The sequence below is a fragment of the Rhizobium sp. FKL33 genome (assembly GCF_005222915.1).
Classification (GTDB): Bacteria; Pseudomonadota; Alphaproteobacteria; order Rhizobiales; family Rhizobiaceae; genus Rhizobium_E.
Genome location: NZ_STFX01000007.1, coordinates 87,426 through 106,135, shown reverse-complemented (window position 1 = coordinate 106,135; position 18,710 = coordinate 87,426). Strand labels below are relative to the sequence as shown.

16 protein-coding genes are annotated in these 18,710 nt (G+C 62.0%); 7 read left to right on the top strand and 9 right to left on the bottom strand.

Annotation, left to right across the window (positions count from 1 at the left end; genetic code table 11):
• Window positions 1-99 precede the first annotated feature (99 nt).
• Entirely contained in the window at window positions 100-330 is a 231-nt protein-coding gene (locus E8Q41_RS05405) for a DUF378 domain-containing protein (protein WP_137154494.1), read from the top strand.
• 59 nt (window positions 331-389) lie between these two features.
• Here E8Q41_RS05405 and E8Q41_RS05400 read toward each other — a convergent pair whose 3' ends face one another.
• Entirely contained in the window at window positions 390-2,555 is a 2,166-nt protein-coding gene (locus tag E8Q41_RS05400; RefSeq protein ID WP_246660083.1) for a bifunctional diguanylate cyclase/phosphodiesterase, read from the bottom strand.
• 246 nt (window positions 2,556-2,801) lie between these two features.
• On the opposite strand from E8Q41_RS05400, the gene E8Q41_RS05395 reads away from it, so the two are divergent.
• Entirely contained in the window at window positions 2,802-3,206 is a 405-nt protein-coding gene (locus tag E8Q41_RS05395; RefSeq protein WP_137154493.1) for a response regulator, read from the top strand.
• On the opposite strand, the gene E8Q41_RS05390 is transcribed toward E8Q41_RS05395, so the two are convergent.
• From E8Q41_RS05390 to E8Q41_RS05375, 4 genes are all read right to left on the bottom strand, one after another.
• The gene (locus E8Q41_RS05390) at window positions 3,169-4,194 is read right to left on the bottom strand and encodes an HWE histidine kinase domain-containing protein (protein ID WP_137154492.1); all 1,026 of its coding nucleotides are present in this window, start codon (window positions 4,192-4,194) and stop codon (window positions 3,169-3,171) included. The two genes, E8Q41_RS05395 and E8Q41_RS05390, sit on opposite strands and share 38 nt — an antisense overlap.
• Window positions 4,187-4,639 (bottom strand): response regulator, encoded by a 453-nt coding sequence (locus E8Q41_RS05385; protein WP_137154491.1) that lies wholly within the window; start codon window positions 4,637-4,639, stop codon window positions 4,187-4,189. Before E8Q41_RS05385 ends, E8Q41_RS05390 begins: the two co-directional genes overlap by 8 nt.
• Entirely contained in the window at window positions 4,632-6,833 is a 2,202-nt protein-coding gene (locus E8Q41_RS05380) for an ATP-binding protein (RefSeq protein ID WP_246660082.1), read from the bottom strand. Before E8Q41_RS05380 ends, E8Q41_RS05385 begins: the two co-directional genes overlap by 8 nt.
• Window positions 6,834-6,914: 81 nt before the next feature.
• Window positions 6,915-7,508 carry a hypothetical protein gene (locus tag E8Q41_RS05375; protein WP_137154490.1) on the bottom strand — a complete coding sequence of 198 codons (594 nt, stop codon included), beginning with the start codon at window positions 7,506-7,508 and terminating at the stop codon, window positions 6,915-6,917.
• A 92-nt stretch (window positions 7,509-7,600) separates the two neighbouring features.
• Here E8Q41_RS05375 and E8Q41_RS05370 point away from each other — a divergent pair, with 92 nt between their 5' ends.
• Both E8Q41_RS05370 and E8Q41_RS05365 read left to right on the top strand, forming a co-directional pair.
• Window positions 7,601-9,190 carry an EAL domain-containing protein gene (locus E8Q41_RS05370; protein WP_137154489.1) on the top strand — a complete coding sequence of 530 codons (1,590 nt, stop codon included), beginning with the start codon at window positions 7,601-7,603 and terminating at the stop codon, window positions 9,188-9,190.
• Between the two features lie 110 nt (window positions 9,191-9,300).
• Window positions 9,301-9,696, top strand: a complete 396-nt coding sequence (locus tag E8Q41_RS05365) for a response regulator (protein WP_137154488.1) — start codon at window positions 9,301-9,303, stop codon at window positions 9,694-9,696.
• Here the strand turns inward: E8Q41_RS05365 and E8Q41_RS05360 are convergent, their stop codons facing one another.
• Entirely contained in the window at window positions 9,697-9,885 is a 189-nt protein-coding gene (locus E8Q41_RS05360; RefSeq protein WP_137154487.1) for a hypothetical protein, read from the bottom strand.
• 305 nt (window positions 9,886-10,190) lie between these two features.
• Here E8Q41_RS05360 and E8Q41_RS05355 point away from each other — a divergent pair, with 305 nt between their 5' ends.
• A complete protein-coding gene (locus E8Q41_RS05355) occupies window positions 10,191-11,693 on the top strand; it encodes a phospholipase D-like domain-containing protein (RefSeq protein ID WP_137154486.1) in 1,503 nt (500 codons plus the stop codon).
• Window positions 11,694-11,752: 59 nt separating this feature from the next.
• On the opposite strand, the gene E8Q41_RS05350 is transcribed toward E8Q41_RS05355, so the two are convergent.
• Window positions 11,753-12,691 carry a lysylphosphatidylglycerol synthase domain-containing protein gene (locus E8Q41_RS05350; RefSeq protein WP_137154485.1) on the bottom strand — a complete coding sequence of 313 codons (939 nt, stop codon included), beginning with the start codon at window positions 12,689-12,691 and terminating at the stop codon, window positions 11,753-11,755.
• A 62-nt stretch (window positions 12,692-12,753) separates the two neighbouring features.
• Between E8Q41_RS05350 and E8Q41_RS05345 the strand changes: the two genes are divergently transcribed.
• Window positions 12,754-13,506, top strand: coding sequence for an endonuclease/exonuclease/phosphatase family protein (locus E8Q41_RS05345; RefSeq protein WP_137154484.1), 753 nt, complete (start codon window positions 12,754-12,756; stop codon window positions 13,504-13,506).
• Here E8Q41_RS05345 and E8Q41_RS05340 read toward each other — a convergent pair.
• Window positions 13,499-15,265, bottom strand: coding sequence for an SLC13 family permease (locus E8Q41_RS05340; RefSeq protein ID WP_137154483.1), 1,767 nt, complete (start codon window positions 15,263-15,265; stop codon window positions 13,499-13,501). The two genes, E8Q41_RS05345 and E8Q41_RS05340, sit on opposite strands and share 8 nt — an antisense overlap.
• A gap of 266 nt (window positions 15,266-15,531) precedes the next feature.
• Here E8Q41_RS05340 and E8Q41_RS05335 point away from each other — a divergent pair, with 266 nt between their 5' ends.
• The gene (locus tag E8Q41_RS05335) at window positions 15,532-15,807 is read left to right on the top strand and encodes a DUF2934 domain-containing protein (RefSeq protein ID WP_137154482.1); all 276 of its coding nucleotides are present in this window, start codon (window positions 15,532-15,534) and stop codon (window positions 15,805-15,807) included.
• A gap of 179 nt (window positions 15,808-15,986) precedes the next feature.
• Here E8Q41_RS05335 and treY read toward each other — a convergent pair whose 3' ends face one another.
• Window positions 15,987-18,641, bottom strand: coding sequence for a malto-oligosyltrehalose synthase (gene treY, locus E8Q41_RS05330; protein WP_137154481.1), 2,655 nt, complete (start codon window positions 18,639-18,641; stop codon window positions 15,987-15,989).
• Between the last annotated feature and the right edge of the window lie 69 nt (window positions 18,642-18,710).

Sequence of the window (18,710 nt, the reverse complement as noted above, 5' to 3'; positions counted from 1 at the left end):
GATTGATGAAATTATTGCGAACGGACGAATTACGCGGGGATTGAGGAACTTTAGCGACGAAGAGACGGTTGGGCGCGCGTTACTTCAAAGGAGTTTTCCATACGCTTGCTCAATATCGTTACACTGCTTCTCATCATCGTCGGGGGGCTCGACTGGCTATTGGTCGGTCTTGCCGATCTCGATCTGGTCGCCAGGCTGTTCGGCGGCCAGAATTCGGCGCTCGCGACTATCATCTATGTGCTTGTCGGCCTGTCGGCGCTCTGGCAGCTCGTTCCGTTCTCCCGTTCGCTGTCCGTCGGCGAAACTCGGGCGGAAACCAATCTCCGATAAGACTTCGCAAGACAGCATTGTCGCGGGGACCGCTAGAAACTCCGCGATAAGCCTTTTAGTCAGGCGACCTTGTGGGCGGATTTAAGCAGGGGAAAGTAGCGGGCGGCGATTTCGGCGGCCGAAACGGGCCGGGAGAAATGGTAACCTTGCAGTTCGTCGCAACCCGACAGCTTGGCGAAGGCGGCCTGCGTCTCTGTCTCGATGCCCTCGGCGGTCACCGCCACTTTGAGCGCATTGGCGAGCGAGATCGTCGCCTGCAGCACGGCGCTGGCGTTTTCATCCGCCTCCAGCGCCACCACCAGTGAGCGGTCGATCTTCAGCCGGTCGAAGCCGAATTCCCTGAGAGCGCCGATGCTGGCGTAACCGCAGCCGAAATCGTCGAGCGCGATCTTGACCCCCATCGCCTTCAAGGCGTCGAAGGTCTTGTGCGCCTGTTCCGGATCGGAGATCAGCACGCCTTCGGTCACCTCGATGGTCAGACGCTGCGGCGAGAACCGATGCCGCTGCATGAGTTCGGCGAGATTGGCGACCAGGAAGGGGTTCTTGAGCTGGATCGGCGAAATGTTGAGCGCCAGCCGCGTGTCGCCCCAATCGGCCGCAGCCTTGAACGAAAGTTCGGCGATGCGCAGGCCGAGCTGGTCGATCAGGCCCGAACGCTCCGCGGCGGGGATGAACAGATCCGGTCCCACCAGCATGCCGTCCGCCTTTCGCCAGCGAGCCAAGGCTTCGACGCCGCCGAGTGCGCCGGTGCGGGCGTTGATCAGCGGCTGGAAGGCCACGTCGATTTCGCCGTCGGCCAGCCCCTGGCGCAGGTCCTGCTCCAGATCGCGCTGGCGGCGGGCGTCGCGGTCGAGCCCTGCCTCGTAGTCGACATTGACGCCGCGTCCCATTTCCTTGGCGCGGTAAAGCGCGAGATCGGCGCGGCGCAGCAATTCGTGGATATCGCCGGCGGACGGGTCAGAAGAGGCGATCCCGACGCTCGCGCCGATCTTCATCACCCGACCGTCGATGTCGAAATGCGCCGACAGCGCCTGCTGAATCGAGGCGCCGATGCCGGCGTCGCCATGGTTTTCGGAGAGAACGGCGAATTCATCGCCGCCGAGGCGGGCAATCGTCACATCGGCGGGAAGGGCGAGAGTGAGCCGCTCGGACGCGGCTCGGATCAGCTGGTCGCCGACGGGATGCCCCCAAATGTCGTTGACGGCCTTGAAGCCGTCGAGATCGACGAGATGCAGGGTCAGCGCTCGCAGGCCCGGCGAATTGAAGCTGCGTTCGGCCTGCTGATACAGCCCGGAGCGGTTGAAAAGTCCGGTGAGCGGATCATGCGCCGCCTGCCAGGCGAGAGACGTTTCACGCCGACGCGCGTCGCGGAGAAGCAGTCCCGCAACGCCGACGATTCCCGCCACGATCGCGATGAAAACGCCCGCCGCTGTCTCCAGACTGGCCTGCACCTTCTCGAAGCTCGCCGTTCCCGGCTTCTGGCTCGGCCAGACGAAATAGGCGATGCGCTCGCCCTTGATGTTGCGCAGCGCGATCGAGAGATTGCCTTCCACGGGGGCATTGCTCAGCGTGAGACCGCGAATGTTGAAGGTGCCGCGCACGTCGCCGATCATTTCCGGCGTCAAATGCTTGGCGAACAGCAGCACATGCGAGCGTTCGTAAGATTGCCCGGGCTTGAACGCCGCCGGCTGAATGGGCGCCGCGCCAACCACCGCGACGCCGAGCCGGGTTCTGGTGAAGCCTATCGTCAGCCTGTCGTGACTGATGGTCTTTTCCCTGGCTCTGGCGAGCAGCGTCGACAGGGAAAGATCGAAGAACTGATCGGCGTGATCGATTTCGGAACCGTTCTGATACGCCACCAGCGGTCGGTTGAAGCCGTCAAAGACGATCGCCGTGTCATAAAGCGGGTAGTTCGCCGTGGTCAAAGCCCAGGTGTCGATGATCCATTGCTTGGCGTCCGGCGTCTGCACGACGTCATAGGCGTCATCCCAGAAAGCGTTGTCGCGCAATGTCGCGGACAGGCGCGAGCGCAGCGATTTCGACGCCCCTTGGGCGGCCGTGACGGCGCGCGCGTCGTCGATCCGGTCGGCATTATGATAGATTGATGTGACGGACTGGACCACCAGGGCGGCGAGGGTCGCGCTGAGCGCCACGAGGAGCAGGCCGACGACCACCACCATTCCGGCATGGCTCAAGCCGTTTTTCTTGTGTCGCAAAATTCGCATGCCGCCTCCGCGAATCCGCTCTCATCGCGGTTCATGTCCCTTTTCGCATATTACCGCTTTCGAATGATAATTCACAGTTAACACGCCCAAGGAATTCAGGGGTTTTCTTGAGGCTGACACCCTAAAACGGAAAAAATTCCGCAGTGCGGCGCAACCTAGCCTGCCTGAATGCGTTGTGCCTCGACCCGTAGCGGGTCCTCGACCCTGCTGCGCGGATGTACCGAAAAAGACGATATGGAGTTAGTTATGAACGGGTTCGACGGCGCTCTCAGGGGACGGCGCGTGATGGTGCTTGAGGATGACGTGCTCATCGCGATGGACATGGAGGATTTCCTCCTCGGCGTAGGCTGCAAGGTCGTCGGCCCCATCTCCAATGTCGAGGCGGCGCTGGAAAAGGTGGAGACGGTCGAACTCGATGGCGCCGTCGTCGATCTCAACCTGCGCGGCGAACTCTCCATTCCCGTCATCGAAGCCCTGAAATCGCGCGGCGTGCCAGTCGTCGTCTGCAGCGGCTACGCCGAGTTGAGCGGGGTTCAGGACATGCTCGCAGATGTCCCGATGGTGCCAAAGCCCTGCGATTTCAGCGCGTTGTCGAGGCTGCTCGCCGAAAAGTTCACGGCGCCTTCAGCCCCTCAGCCAGCGGGAAGCTGAGCAGGCATCTGAGGCCGTCATTGGCGAAATCCATGATGGCCCGTCCTTCCAGTTCATATTCGATCATGCTGCGGATCAGTCGCGAACCCAGGCCGCCTTGGCCGGGCGCGCTGATGGCGGGTCCGCCCGTTTCGATCCAGTTGAAGTGAAGCAGCGGCGCGTCGCCCTGGCGCGGCTCCAGCGTCCAGCTGGCATAGACGCGACCTTCCTGCTGTGACAGCGCGCCGAATTTCGTCGCGTTGGAGATGAGCTCGTGAAACACCAGAGCCAATGACAGGGCGATGCGCGGGCTGATGCGGATATTCGGCGACGTCTCGACGGAAATCCGTCGCTGGAGGTCGTCGAAGCTGGCCGCGGCGCGGGTCAGCACGTCGTGCAGCGCCGTTTCGTTCCAGTTGTTCTCGAACAGAAGCGCATGTCCGTCGGCCAGAGCGGTGACGCGGGCGCTGAGGCTCCGCTCGAACTCTTCCACGGTTTTGGCGACCCGGGCTGTGCGGCGGATCAGCGACAGCATCACCGCCATGTTGTTCTTGACACGGTGGCTCAGTTCGCGAACGAGGATTTCGCGCTGATGCTCGGCATGACGGCGCCTATGACGTTCGCGCGCTTCGGAAAGCGCCCGTTCCACTGCGGAGGGCAGGCGGTTCAGCTTCTGCTTCAGCACATAGTCGGTTGCGCCGCGACGGAATGCGTCGATGGCCGCATCCTCGCCAAGCACCCCGGATACGAAGATGAAAGGAGTTTCCGGCGCATGCTCCACCACGATGTCGAGCGCCGCCATGCCGTCGAAATCCGGCAACGAGTAATCGGAAAGAACGAGGTCGCATCTGTGCTGCGCCAAAGCCGCCATGAATTCCAGCCGGCTGGTTGCGAAGACCAGACGCGGGCTCGGCTCGATCCTGGCGATCTGTTCGGAAATCAGTTCGGCGTCAATGGCGCTGTCTTCCAGCAAAAGGATGCAGGGCGTTGCGTTCGATACGTCAGTCATGGATGCGGTATCCCGGCGGCGGTTCGTTGAGAAGCGCCCAGAAGACGCCAAGATCTTGTATCGCCTTGAAGAACTGCGTGAACTCCACCGGCTTGACCACAAAAGCGTTTACGCCGAGTTCATAGCTGCGGATGAGGTCCTGCTCCTCGCGCGACGAGGTGAGCATGACGATGGGGATATGGCGAAGCTTCTCGTTGCTCTTGACGCGCTCCAGCACTTCAAGGCCGTCAATCTTCGGCAGCTTGAGGTCGAGCAACACAACGGTCGGGTCGCCCGGCATCCGTTCAGATTGTGCGCCTTCCATGAAGAGATAGTCGATCGCTTCGGCGCCGTCGCGCGCGATGACGATCTCGTTGGCGAATTGGCATTTCTCAAGAGCGGTCAGTGTCAGCTCCAGATCTCGGGGACTGTCCTCCACGAGCAGGATGGGCCGGAGTTCAGGCAAGGGTCTTTTCTCCTTTCGGACGGACAGGTAGACGGAATTCAAAACATGCCCCGACATCTGGTTCGCCGGTGGCGGCGATGCCGCCGCCGTGTCGTTCGATGATGCGGCGGGTGAGCGCCAAGCCGATGCCGGTTCCTTCGAAGTCCTCGACACGCTGCAATCGCTGGAACACGCCGAAAAGTTTTCCGTAGTAAGCCATGTCGAAGCCGACGCCGTTGTCGCACACGGCATAGGAGCAGGCGTCGCCCACCCGCTCGCCTGAAATCTCGATGCGCGCCTCGGTGCGCCGTCGGGTATATTTGACAGCGTTTTCGATCAGGTTGAACCAGGCCTGCCGGAGAAGACCGGGATCGCCGACCGCAGGCGGCAGCTCACCGATGGTCCAGACGATGTTGCGTCCTTCGATCGGATGCTGAAGGCTTCGCACGACCTCCGCAACCAGCTTGTTCATATCCACGGGCCGGGACGCGATGGGGGTTCGGCCAAGCTGGGAAAAGCTCAGGAGGTCATCGACCAAACGCCCGGCGGCCATGGCGGAATCGGTGATGGTCGCCAGATAATGTCTCGATTTCTCATCGAGCTCCGGCGCGTGCTCTCGCAGGAGCTGCGCGAAGCCGACAATATGGCGGAAGGGCGCGCGCAGGTCATGCGAAACCGAATAGCTGAACGCCTCGAGTTCTTTGTTCGACCGCTGGAGCTCTTCGCTCAATTGCGCGAGTTCTTCTGCCTTCTTCAGCACGATATTGATGATCGCCGCCCGCAAGGCGCGCGCCGCTTCGATTTCGGTGGAGCGCCAGGGCGCGGATTTGCCATGCACCTGCTGCTGCCAGGCGGCGAAAGACTGACGCGGGTGGATCCGGCCGTTTTCCGCGACGGTCTTGTGCGGTCTGCCGCCCCAGGTCACGGTCCGGACGACTTCGGGGCGAAACCAAATCAGCCAGCTGTTGTGATGTTCGGAGACGCGCAGCGCCAGCATGCCGCTTGCGACGTCCGTTGCCGGCGGCTCCATGTTGAAAATTTCCGACAGCTGATCCGTGACGACGACGTCCCCGTCGTCACGGTGACACAGCCAGGCCACGAGGCGGCGGATTTCGCTGTGCGGCGGCGTCTGACCGACGGTCTTGATTTCCGTGTCTTCCTCGATGACGGCGGCGCCGCCCGCCGAGACAAAGCTGAGCAACTGCTTCCTGGCCCGCAGCAGGCCTTCGCTCCAGGTGGCGGCCGAACTCATTGCTCCGATCAGATGACCATGCACGCTGGCGTGGCGGGCGCGGTGCAGAGCGTTTTCCGATTCCCGCTGCGAGGAAATCCGGATCGCGAGCGACTGCACGGCGAAATCGCAGGCGTCGCGCAGCGCCGGCGACACATAATGAGGTTCGCGGCTGTGGCAGGCCAACAATCCCCAGAGCTGTCCGGACACCATGATGGATATGGACATGGAGGACGCCGTGCCCATATTGCGCATATATTCGAGATGGACCGGAGACACGCTGCGGACCTGGGAGAAGCTGAGATCGAGCGGTCCAACCGCTTGCGGATGAAGCGAAACGAGATCCACCGGCAGATAGTCTGTCGTTGGGATGATGCGCGTACGGTTGAGCGCATAGAGACGTCGGGCCTGCGCGGGAATGTCGTCGGCCGGAAAATGCAGACCGAGATAGGATGGCAGCGCGCCGGAATTCCATTCGGCCAGAACCTGACCGTTCCACGTTTCGTCGAACCGGTAGATCATGGCGCGGTCGAAGCCGCTTGTTTTTCCGACGAAGCGCGCCGTCGCCTCCAGCGCCGAGGCGATATCGGCGCGCGCGGCGAGCAGCGGCGCGAAATTGGCGAGATGGGACAACAGTTCGTCGGTGGCGTCGGCCGACAATGGTTCGAAATCGATGACCGCGAGGTCGCCGCTTCGATGGACAAAGGCGGTGCTGGCGACCTCCGGCGTGGTTTTCCTGAGCGTGTTTTCACGGCTCGGTAGCCAGGCTCGGATGGCCTGGGCCAGCGGCGCGAGAGCGCCATTCTCGAATAAAGCCTTTTCGGGCGGGAACGAAAGTCGCGCCTCGAAGTTCTGGGACGCCCAAATCGGCGTTAACGACGCCATGTCGAGCGCGACCAGGGCCCCGTGGGGCTGAATGGCGCCAGGAATATGAATGGGTTCCCGCGCGCATGCGTCGAGATCGGGTTGGGATGTCAATGTCACCAGCTCCCTCTCGCGCCGTGCGGCGTTCTTGCATCGGTGTCCGGGCTGTTCAGCCTCTCGCGAAGTTTTTTCATCGTCAGTCTAGCGGGCCATCCATTCGCTCTTCTCTGAAACATGCTCCCTGTGACGCCAGGGCTGCGCAGTCCCTGCGCCAACCGGGCCAGATCTTGCTTGTATCGCCGCGCGGTCGAACAAGCGCGCCAACGCAAGGCGATCCGGCTCGACGGCCGAAAGCGTTCTTTCGATCAGCCTGATGGTGGGATTATCGGGAGGATCCGACCCCGGCGGCTCAGTGGGACAGGGTGCGGCTTTCACCTGCAATCGTGCTCCGACGCCGTCCTGATACTGCGCCAAGAGAAGCCCGACGAGCTTCAACTGATCGCGAATGCGAAATCGCGGCTCGTTTGCGATCAGCAGCCGGAAGGCTTCGATCATTGCCGGACGCGTGGCTGGCAACTCGGCGGCGTCAAGAACATCGTGGCCGATCGGTTGATCGCGAAGATCGGCGAGAAAACGGATCACCAGCGCCCGCGCCTGGTCGAGGCCGCTTGAAGATCCTGCTGCGTTATGCGCGTCACCGAAATACGCCATTCTCTTTGCCAGTTGTTTCCTCTCGGCATCAACGCCGGATGAAGCAAATGGTTCATTTCGAAGTCGTCTTGGTCCTTTTTTCAATCGCCTGTTAGATTTTCCTTAAATGGATTTCCCTAAACTACTCCCAGTTGGGGGAAACAGATTTGATTACTCGCTGGCTCAAGGCGCGCCGCATGCAAGTCGAGGCTCTGGCGTTGACCGGGCTTGGCGTTGTGGTCTGGGTGTTCGCCATTCAGCATGACGCTTTCGAAGCGCTTGTGGATTATGTCGAAAGCCATGAAGCGCTCGAGGTCGACGAAGTTCTGACCGCGCTCGTCATCATCGGGCTGTTCGGCTTGATCTATTCGCTCTCGCGTCTCGGAGAACTCCACGCGGAAATCACCAGGCGCAGCACCGCCGAACGGGATGTCACCTGGATCGCAAATCATGATCCATTGACCCGGCTGCCGAACCGCGCCGGCCTCAACGTTCTGCTCGACACAATGGCGGGCGGCGTCGGTCGAGGCGGCCGTATCGCCTATTATTCCATCGATCTCGACGGCTTCAAGCGCGTCAACGATCTTCTCGGCCATCAATCCGGCGACGAAGTGTTGATCGCCGTCGCCGACCGGCTCAGGGCCATCTTCGATCCCGAAGTCATCTTCCGTCTCGGCGGCGATGAATTTGTCGTGATCGAAAAGATCAGGGATCTCGCCGAAGCCGCGGCCAAGGCGCGTCGCATCACCAACTATCTCTCTCGCTCCTATAACCTATCCTCGGGCGTCACCGCCGAGCTTGGCGCAAGCGTTGGTCTTGCGCTCGATCCTGATCATGTGGACCACCCCAAACAAGGATTGCTGGCCGCAGACGCGGCCATGTACGAGGCAAAGCGCCGCGGCAAAGGCACGGTCGTTGTGTTCGAAGACGCCATGAAGACCTCCCTCGAGCATCGGGCCGCTCTCGAGATAGCGCTGCGTGACGCCCTGAAGCGGAGGGCGATCGTTCCCAATTATCAGCCGCTCATCGACCTCAAGACAGGGGGATTACGCGGTTTTGAGGCGCTCGCCCGCTGGACGGGCGTCGATGGTCGGCAAGTGCCGCCGGTGGAGTTCATCTCGCTTGCGGAAGAAACGGGCCTAATCGTGGAACTGGCGGATCAATTGCTTCGACGCGCCTGTCGCGACGCGGTCAAATGGCCGCCGCATCTGAGACTCGCCTTCAACCTGTCGTCAGCGCAGTTTTCGGACAAACTACTGGGTTTGCGCATTCTTCGCATTCTCGCCGAGGAAGGACTGCCGCCCAATCGTCTGGAAATCGAGGTGACCGAAACCGCGATCGTGAAGGATATGGCGGCGGCCGAAACGGTGCTCGCCGATCTCAATGCCGCCGGCATCCATGTCGCGCTTGATGACTTCGGAACCGGATATTCCAGTCTCTCGCAGCTCTCTCGCTTCAAGTTCGACAAGATCAAGATCGATCGCAGTTTCGTCGCCAGTTTCCAGGACGACGAGCGTCAGGAAAAGATCGTCCGCGCCATGCTCGGTCTCGGCCAGGGGCTGGGAATCGCCACCACCGCCGTAGGCATCGAAAAGGAAAGCCAGGTGCGCGACCTCCAGGCCCTGGGATGCGATTTCGGCCAGGGATACCTGTTCGGGAAAGCGATGCCCTCTCAGGAAATCGCGGAATTCATCCGGAAGTCGGATGGCGATAGCAGAGTCTCGGACGCCTATCTGAAACAGGACGAATTGTCCGAAGCAATCGAAAGCACCCGCCGCGGGGCTTGAGTAGGATCTTTCGCCTGTCTAATCAGTTGGCTGGAGAAATATCTCGGCGTCCCAGAACTGTGTCGATGATCCCGACGTAAAAGCTGATCATCGACTTTAAGGCTTTTGTTATGGATTCACAAAGCGGCGCTGCGCGGGACTGCTTCAATGGCAAGACTTTTCTGGTTGTGGATCAAGATTATTTTCTGGTCGACGCGGCCCGCCGCATGATCGAGGAGTGGGGCGGCTCTTTCGTTGTTTTCGACAGCGTTCGTACGGCGGTGGAGTTTTTGAGCGATGGACGCGTGGATGCGTCGATTTTGGATATCGAGATCGAGACGGAAGAGGCTTTCCTGCTTTGCGAGCGGCTTGACGAACTGGGTATTCCCTTCGTTTTCGCATTTGGGGAAAGCGCCGGCCGATCGGTGCAGGACCATGGCGGCTTTGTGCTGCGTGGGACCATCGACGCACTGTCCGACATCGGGGACAGCCTCTTCAGCCGCGACAATGTGTCAGCCTCCAACTGATCAGCCTACGCCTCCGTCGGCGTCGCCGCCTTCGTTGTCCTTGTCCACCAATGCCCCCGATCCCGGCGTTTTCTCGTCATCGGTGAGATCGGGGCGCGCATGGGGGCCCTCGGCTGGCGCGTTCTTGGTCTCGGCCTGCGGCTTGCCTTCGCCCTGACGTCCTTCGATATCGATTTGGGCTTTTGTCATCATCTGCTCCTGTTGACCTGCCCCGACAACGATGCTGGACGCGCTTCCGTTCCGAAATTGCGCAGCCGCTATATCTTTTGCGGACACATCGGAACCGACATGAGCAGTTCTTGTTGTCCTTGCGCAGGAGAACTCCATACGCGATCCACCTGAACTCCTGCGGGGGGGGCTCTCCGGATCGAACGCTCGGCTGACCTCCGGGGCGCAAGGCCGGCGGAGCGGCCATTCTCCGCATGCGAAACGGAACAACTCGGCTGCTGCCGTGTTGATCCGGATCACACGCATGCGGATCAGGGGAAGACAATATGCAGAAGCCCGATTACCTCTCATTCGAGCCGGATCAGATCGTCAAGGTCGGCGTCAATGCCTGGCGCTCGGCCGTCGCCGAGCGCGTCGGCTTCATGGTGGATGGCGCCGCCTATTTCACCGCGCTCGACGAGGCGCTGCGCAATGCGCGAAGGACAATCTGGATTGTCGGCTGGGACTTCAACCCGGATATCTATCTCCGTCCCGACCGTCCCAACGAAACCTTGGGTGAATTGCTTCGCGGCCTTGTCGAACAGAACGACGCACTTGAAATCCGCATTCTGGTCTGGGCGATGGGACCGATCTATTCGGGCAAGTCGTTGGCGCTGTTTTCCGAAAACAGTTGGTCGACGCATCCCCGGATTCATCTGCGCTTTGACCGCCGGCATGCGATCCGCGGATCGCATCATCAGAAGCTCGTCGCGATCGATGATCAGGTGGCTTTCATTGGCGGCATCGATCTGACCCACAAGCGCTGGGACGACCCCCGCCATGATCCCGATAATCCGCTGCGCGTCACGCCGAAGGGCGAAGCCTATGAGCCGGTGCATGATCTGCAGGCGGCGCTGTCGGGGTCGGCGGCGGCGATGATCGGGGATCTGGCTCGACGACGCTGGCGCCATGCGATGGGCGAGGAAATCATGCCGGTTTTAGTTGAGGGCGAAGAGGCTATATGGCCCGATAGCGTGTCGGATGAATTCGGCGGCTGCGAGGTGGCGCTCGCCCGCACCGAGCCGGGCATCCGCGGTCGCAAGAGCCGGCGTGAAGCCATGCGCCTGACCATGGATGCGCTCGCCTCTGCAAAGGACTCGATATATATCGAGACTCAATATCTGGCCTCTTTCGAGGTCGGCCGGCTGCTCGCCAGACGGCTTGCGGAGCCGAATGGCCCCGAAGTCGTGGTGATCGTCACCAAGCAGTCGCATGGCTTCTTGGAGAAGATGATGATGGGCGCCAATCGCGATCGGCTGATCCGCCGGTTGAAGCGCGCCGATCGTTACGGCCGGTTCCGGGCGCTTTCTCCCGTCGTTCCCGATCGCAACGGCGGCGAATGCGATATCCTCGTCCACGCCAAGCTGGTGGTGGTGGACGACCGGTTCATCCGGCTCGGCTCCTCCAACCTCAACAATCGGTCAGAAGGTCTGGACACCGAATCCGATATTGCGATTGAAGCCGATAGCGGCGCCTGCAAGGGTGCGATCCTGTCGCTGCGCGACCGGCTGATGGCGGAACATCTCGACTGCGCCGAACAGGATGTGCGCGCCGCCGTGACCGAACGCGCGAGCCTGATCGCTGCAATCGAAGACTTGAATGTGAAGCCCCGCGGGCTGCGCGCGCTTAATATCGACGTCCGCAAGGGCCAGACCGGACCTGTCTTTGGCACCGGCGTTGTCGATCCGCGCAAGCCCTTCACGCCGATCAAGGGTGCGCGTCGTCTATGGGATGCGCTGACTGGTCGACTGTCTTGGCTGACCGCGCCGCAGAAACGCAACGACGTGTAACGAGGTGTTCCACCGCAAGAAGACGGAACCGCAGTCTCCGTGTCTTCAGAAAACGCACACTATTCGGCGGCGGCGGGTTGATAGCCCGCCGCCTTGTTTTTCAGCGTCAGTTCGCTCGCGGCCAGGAGGAGCAGGCCGAAGGCGAGGGGGATGAAATAATAAACCACGCGGAACGCGATCACCGCGGCGATCGACGACGCGCCGGGTAGGATATGCACGATGGTCGCCTCGAGCACGCCCAGACCGCCCGGCACATGCGAGATGATGGCGGCGATGTTGGCGGTGATCGAAGCGGCAGCGACCTTGAGATAGCTTGCGGGCGCAAAGGCGGTCAGCATCTGATGCAGAGCCGCCGAAACGAAGGAGAAATTGATCGTGCCCACAACGACCTGCGCGAGCGCCAGTCGCATCGTCGGCAGTTTCATGCTCCAGGAGCGAATGCGCAGCGGCTTGCGCAACACGGCGCAGAGCAGGAGATAGACCACCGGGAAGATGGCGAAGACGCCCGCCAGCAGGTGGATCGCGCCTGTGTCGAGCTTCATCATGTCGCCGGCGTCCTCCGGCCGCAGCGCCATGCCGATCGAACCCAGCGTCGACAGGCCGAGCGCGACGGTGACGCCGCAAAACAGGATGATCTTGGCGACGGCCTCGCCATCCAGACCCCAGCGCGAATAAAAGCGGTAACGCACGGCGCCGCTCGACAGCGCCGCGACCCCGACATTGTGTCCGATCGACAGGCTGACGAAGGAGGCCAGCGCCGTCTGGCGGAACTTGAGCGGCTTGCCGGCATAGCGCGTCGCGAGCCAGTCGCCGACCGCGAGGCAGAAGTAGGAGCAGGCGGCGAAGCCCAGGCCGATCGCCAGATGGCTGAGTGGAATGGCGCCGAGCGTGGACAGCACGTCGTCGAGCGAATATTGCCTCAGCGTCCTGACGAGAAGATAGATCGCGCCGATGACGGCGATGACGAAAATGGCGCGTGCGAGATATTTGAGAAGCATGGACCGCCGGTCTCCTGAAGTGTCGGAAGGGAACGAATCCGGCCGCAATGGGTTCCCCTCGCATGATGACGCCGAAGGTTCCCCCCTCCCGGCGCGTGTTGCGCGCGCTCACCTATAATATTCACAGTTGCCGAGGCTCGGATCGCCGCCACGATCCCGGACGTATCGCCGAGGTAATCGCGGCATCGGGCGCAGATGTCATCGCGCTGCAGGAGCTCGATGTCGGGCGCAAGCGCTCCGGCGGAATCGACCAGGCCGAGGCGATCGCGGCGCATCTCAAGATGCGGGCGCATTTCCACCCGGCTCTTTATGTCGAGGATGAGCGTTATGGCGACGCCATCCTCACCGCCTTGCCCTCGATCCGTCACCGCGCCGCAGCGCTGCCGTCACGCGGCGAACCGCGCGGAGCGTTGTGGATAGAAATCCAACTGGACGGACAGAGAATGCAGATCTTCAACACGCATTTCGGACTGTCCTCTTCGGAGCGGATGCTGCAGGCCGAGGCGCTGCTTGGTCCCGGCTGGATAGGGCATGATTGCTGCAGGCGCGCGCCGGTGCTGCTTTTGGGCGATTTCAACGCCATTCCCAGTTCCCGCGCGTTTCGGCGGCTTTCCGAACCTCTGCAAGTCGCCGCGCCACGCCTCGGTGGCCGCTGGCTGGCGACCTTCCCGGCGCGGCTGCCGCTTCTGCGGCTCGACCATATCCTTCACAATGAGCGACTGAGGCCGATTTCGGCGCGGGTGATCGACACGCCGCTCGCCAGAAAGGCGTCGGATCATCTGCCGATCGTCGTCGATCTGGAACTGGTCAGCTGACCGGCCAGACCCAGAGCAGCATCGGCACGCTGACCACTATGACGATGAAGGACAAGGGCAGGCCCAGTCGTGGATAATCGCTGAAGCGATAGCCGCCCGGACCCATGACCAGCGTGTTGCATTGATGGCCGATCGGGGTCAGGAAATCGCAGCCCGCGCCGATCGCCACCGCCATCAGGAAGGCTTCCGGCTTGTAGCCGAGCGTGGTTGCAAAAGAGGCGGCGATGGGCGCCATGACCAGCACCGTGGCGGCGTTGTTGAGAAAGGGCGTCACGGCCATCGCTGTGACCAGGATCAGCGTGAGCGCGCCCCAAGACGGCATGGTGTGGGCAATTTCGCCCAGGTGGTGGGCGAGGATCTCGCTGGCGCCGGACGTCCTGAGCGTGTCGGCGACAGGGATCAGCGCCGCCAGCATGATCAGGATGGGGCCGTCGAAAGCCTTGTAGACGTCAGCCAGCGGAATGACGCCGAAGATCACCATGGCCAGCGCCGAACAGAAAAAGGCCACCGGCACCGATGCAAGCCCGGCCGCCGTGGCCGCCATGGCCGCTGCGAGAATGATCACCGGCAGATAGGCGCGCCGCGACGCGCCGAGCATGATGTCGCGCTGGGCGAGCGGCAGACAGGCGAAATCCTGCAGCACGCTCGGCAGCGTCGCGCGGCTGCCCTGCAGCACGATGACATCGCCTTCCTGCAGCACGAGTTCGGACAGGCGTTCCGACAGGCGATGTCCCTGGCGGCTGACGGCCAGCAGATTGACGTTGCGACGGTTGGACAATGACAATTGCCGGGCTGAGAGACCGACGAGCGAGGACTCCCGGGTGATGACGGCTTCGACGGAAATCAGATCGGCGCGATCCTTGACGAGGGCCCGAGAGCCCTGCAGCTTCAACTTCGCTCCCGATACGGCGCGGTCGAGATTGTTCGGGCTGCCTTCGAGAATGATCGTGTCGCCTGTATGCATGACGAGATCCGGGAAGGGCGTCATGCGGGTATGACCGCGGATCACGGCAGTGGCGACGATTTCACGATCGCTATACTGCAGCAGCTCGCTGAGCGCCTTGCCATTGATCGGGGACTCGTCGGTGACCGTCGCCTCGGTCGAGTAGATCTTGCTGTCGAGCGATTCCTCGATCGACGGGTTTTCGTTGCGGCGCTCGGGCAGGATCCAGTGAAAGAAAATCAGGAAGGCGGCGCCCACCACCGTCAGCGTCGCCCCAACTGGCGTGAAGTCGAACATCGTGAAACTCTCGCCGGTCAATTCATGACGCAGGCGGGAAACGACGATGTTGGGGGAGGTGCCGATCTGGGTCATCAGGCCGCCGAGCAGGGCGCCGAAGCTCATCGGCATCAGGTAGAGCGAGGGCGATTTGCCGCTCTTGCGCGCAAACTGAAAGGCGGCCGGCATCATGATCGCGAGCGCGCCGATGTTCTTGATGAAGGCGGAGAGAATGGCGACCGAAAGAACCAGCAGCGCCAGCTGCGCATGCACCGTCTGCAGGTTGGGAAAGAAACGCTTGATGGTCAGATCGACAATGCCGGACCGGGCGACGCCGTAACTCACGACCAGCGCCGAGCCGACGATGATGACGATATCGTCGCTGAAGCCGGAAAAAGCCTTCTCAGCGGGCACGATGCCGACGACGACACTCAGCGCCAATGCGCCGCACGCGACCACATCGTAACGAATACGGTCCCAGATGAAGACGGCCATCATGAGAGCGATGACGCCGAGGGCGAGGTATTGGGGAGTTGTCATGCCTATCCGGTCTGGATCAAAGGAGCTCAAGGCGTAAATGCGCGGGTCAATGCTGTCAATGCCGCAAAGTTCCTGTCCAAAATTTGGCTTTTTGCGGCGCCGGTGTTTCCATGCCGCAGCTGCTAGAATATGCTCGATTCCACCTGGAGCGCAGTCGTCGCGCGTGGAACAACTTCAGGCTTGAACCGTTAGCCGGCCGCGGCAGGCGGAACCCGCCGCCAAGGGGACGATATCCTTACATAGTCCGACGATGGGGAGTTCACAGCATGGCAGACACCAAAGAAGACCGCATCCGCAAACGGGCGCACAAGATCTGGGAAGATGCAGGCCAACCAGAAGGCCTTCATGAAGAGCATTGGTCGCAAGCGGTCGCTGAAATAGAGGCCGAGGACGCCGCTCCCGCCAAGGCCGCCAAACCGCGCGCCGCCAAGAAAACGGACGGCGCCGAAAAGCCCGCCGCCAAGAAGGCGCCGGCGGTGAAATCGGAGACAAGCGCCAAGAAGCCTGCGGCCCGTAAGGTCAAGGAAGCGCCGGTCGCCTGAGCGGCGGGAATGTCTGGCGCTTGACAAACCGCAGCGGAAAGCGTTGCGGCGAAACATGCCGTTTGGCGTTCAACAGCCGCTCGCAGGACTGGCGTCTCCCTCACTTTGATGTGCTTCGGGCCATTTCCGCATGGTTAGGCGAACCGTCTGTTGCGACGGTTCGCGATACTCTTTTTCGGTCAAGCCGTCGCGAGATACAGGGCGAAGGGAGCTTGATCGAACGCATGCTTCAGCGACGCCCTGCCATCCTCTATTTCAAGCGATTGTCCCGACGCGAGACACGCGAAGGGTAGGTCGGCTGCGTCTGCAGGCAGAACAAGGTTTGTGCCGGCGAACATCGTTTTCGGCTCCCCTTGACGCATCAAGGTAAACGGCAGTCTTGGGGCGATCACGATCAACGCCGTATTGCCCAATATCCGGGCATAGGCAACTGCATGACCGCTGGCCGGGCCGTGCAGGGACAGGGGCGTATAGTGACCATCGGAAAACAGGTCCGGCAGGCGCTTTCGCAACGACAGGATTTCCGCGACGAGCCGGAATTTCATGGCCGCCATATCGTCGGCCGTTTCAGGCCAAGCCGATGGCCGCAAGGTTTCGAGTTCCTCCATTGCGGCGTAATCGACCGGGCGACGGTTGTCGGGATCGACCAGCGAGAAATCCAGGCCTTCAGATCCCTGATAGATATCGGGAATGCCGGGCGCGGTCAGTTTGATCAGCGTCTGGGTGAGGCTGTTGATCAGGCCGGCGCGGGCGAACGGTTCGAGCGTCTTTTCGAAATCGGCGCGAAAGGCGGCGGCGTCGGGCGAGAACAACCGTTCCGCATAGGCGAGAACGGCTTTTTCATAGTTGTTGCCGGCGTCGGACCAGTTGCCGCGCCGTTTCGCCTCGCGGACCGACTTCTCGACATAGGCGAGGAAGCGGTCACGGAAGGCGGCGAGGCTGGTCTCGCTGTCGCCGTCTTCGCCGAGCCTCCATGCGCCGGCGAGGCCCTGATAGATCATCCATTCGACGTCGGGCTCGGGGGCAGTGCCATCAGAGAGACCGGCGATGGCGCCCTTGTTCATGTCCCGCCATCGCGTCACCGCCTCGGCCCAGATATCAGGCGCTTCCGCCAGCGTGAACAGGCGGGCGCGGGCGTCTTCGCCACGTTTGGTGTCATGGGTCGAGGTCGCCGACAGGCCATTCGGCTGACGCAGGGCGCGGTCCTTCATTCGCGCATGAAAATGCTCGATCGAACCGCCCTGGATGAACGGGTCGCAGCCGACTTCGTTCAGCGCCAGCAGCCTGTGGTAGCGGTAGAAGAAGGTGTCCTCCAGCGCCTTGGCGAGCAGCGGGCCGGTGAGATGCTGCATGCGGGTGCGGAAGCGGATGGCGTCGTCGAGATTTTCAGGCTGCATGTCGCCACGCAGAATGGCCTGCAGGCAACGCAGTGTCGCGGCGTCGGCGCGATCGACCTGTCGATAGAGCTTTTCGAAGATCCTGAGCAGCACCTCCGTATCCTGCGACCTCAGGCCCGCCTTGGAGCCATAGGTGCGATAGACAGGGAAAGCGGCGAGCAGCGCGCGCAGCGCCCGGCTCATGCCGTCGGGATCGGGCGTCGAACAGTCTTCCTCGCGGACGGCGAGATCGAGCGCCAGGCGTTCGAGCGCCTTGACCTCGCCCTCGAAATTGACGTCGATCATCAGCCGGCGCGCCTCGTCGAAATCGGCTTGGGGATCGTAATCCGGTTGGGTCAGGGCGGCATAGGCGCGATCGAGAGGGGCGAGATCATCGGGGGCCAGCGCCAATGCCGTCGTGGCGATGACCTCGTAGCCGGTCGTGCCCTGCACCGGCCAGTGGCTCGGCAACTGCTCCTCATGTTCGAGGATCTTCTCGACCACCAGATAAGCGTTGGGACCGATATGCTGGCGGAGCTTGACGAGATAGGCTTCAGGATCGGCGAGGCCGTCGATATGGTCGACGCGCACGCCGTCGACGACGCCTTTCTCGATGAGATCGAGAATGAGGGCGTGGCTATCCTCGAACACCTGCTCGTCTTCCACGCGCAGGCCGACCAGACCGGTGATCTCAAAAAAGCGTCGATAGCTGAGCCCGCTCGCCGCCTTCTGCCACTGGATCGGGACCCAGGGCTGAAGACCGATGATCTCCACCAGCCTCTCGGGAGACATGGCGGCCCGCAAGTCGGCGTTCAGATCGACAGCGCCGGCGAGCGCCTGCCGCATCGCGTCGTGGAAATCGGCCTCATTGTCGGGTCGGGCGGCGGCGGCCAGCGCGAGGATCTCGGCGAGACCGGGCGCGGCGAAGCCCTTCAGCGCGTCCGCATAGCTGCGCGGATGAAGCGGGTAGGCGCTGCCATAGAAGGAGAAAGCGAGGGCGCCGCGGTCGCTGTCGAAAGCGAGATACGCCTCGTCCAGCGTCGCCGCCTCCTCGAGCGGCCTCGACAGGAAGGGCAAAGTAAGCTTCTGGCTCCAGTCGATGTCGAAATGGCGGGCATAGGGGCTGTCTTCACCCCATTCGACTACGCTCCGCCACCAGCGATTGTCGAGCGAGGCGGAGAGATGATTGGGCACGATGTCGAGGATGACGCCGATATTGGCGGCGCTCAGCGCGTTGGCCAGCCGGTCGAAGCCGTCGCGGCCGCCGAGGTCCGGATCGATCTCGTTGGGATCGGCGATATCGTAGCCATGGGTGGAGCCGGCGGCGGCGGTGAAGATCGGCGAGCAATAGAGATGGCTGACGCCGAGACGGTTGAGATGAGGAACGAGGTCGATGGCGCGATCGAAGGTCATGCCGTTGCGAAACTGCAGGCGGTAGGTTGCGATGGGGAGCGTCATGAAGCGAGGTTCCATTGGGAGAGGGCAGAGGCGGAAACTCCTGGGACGAAAGCCGGTTCCAGCCCTGCA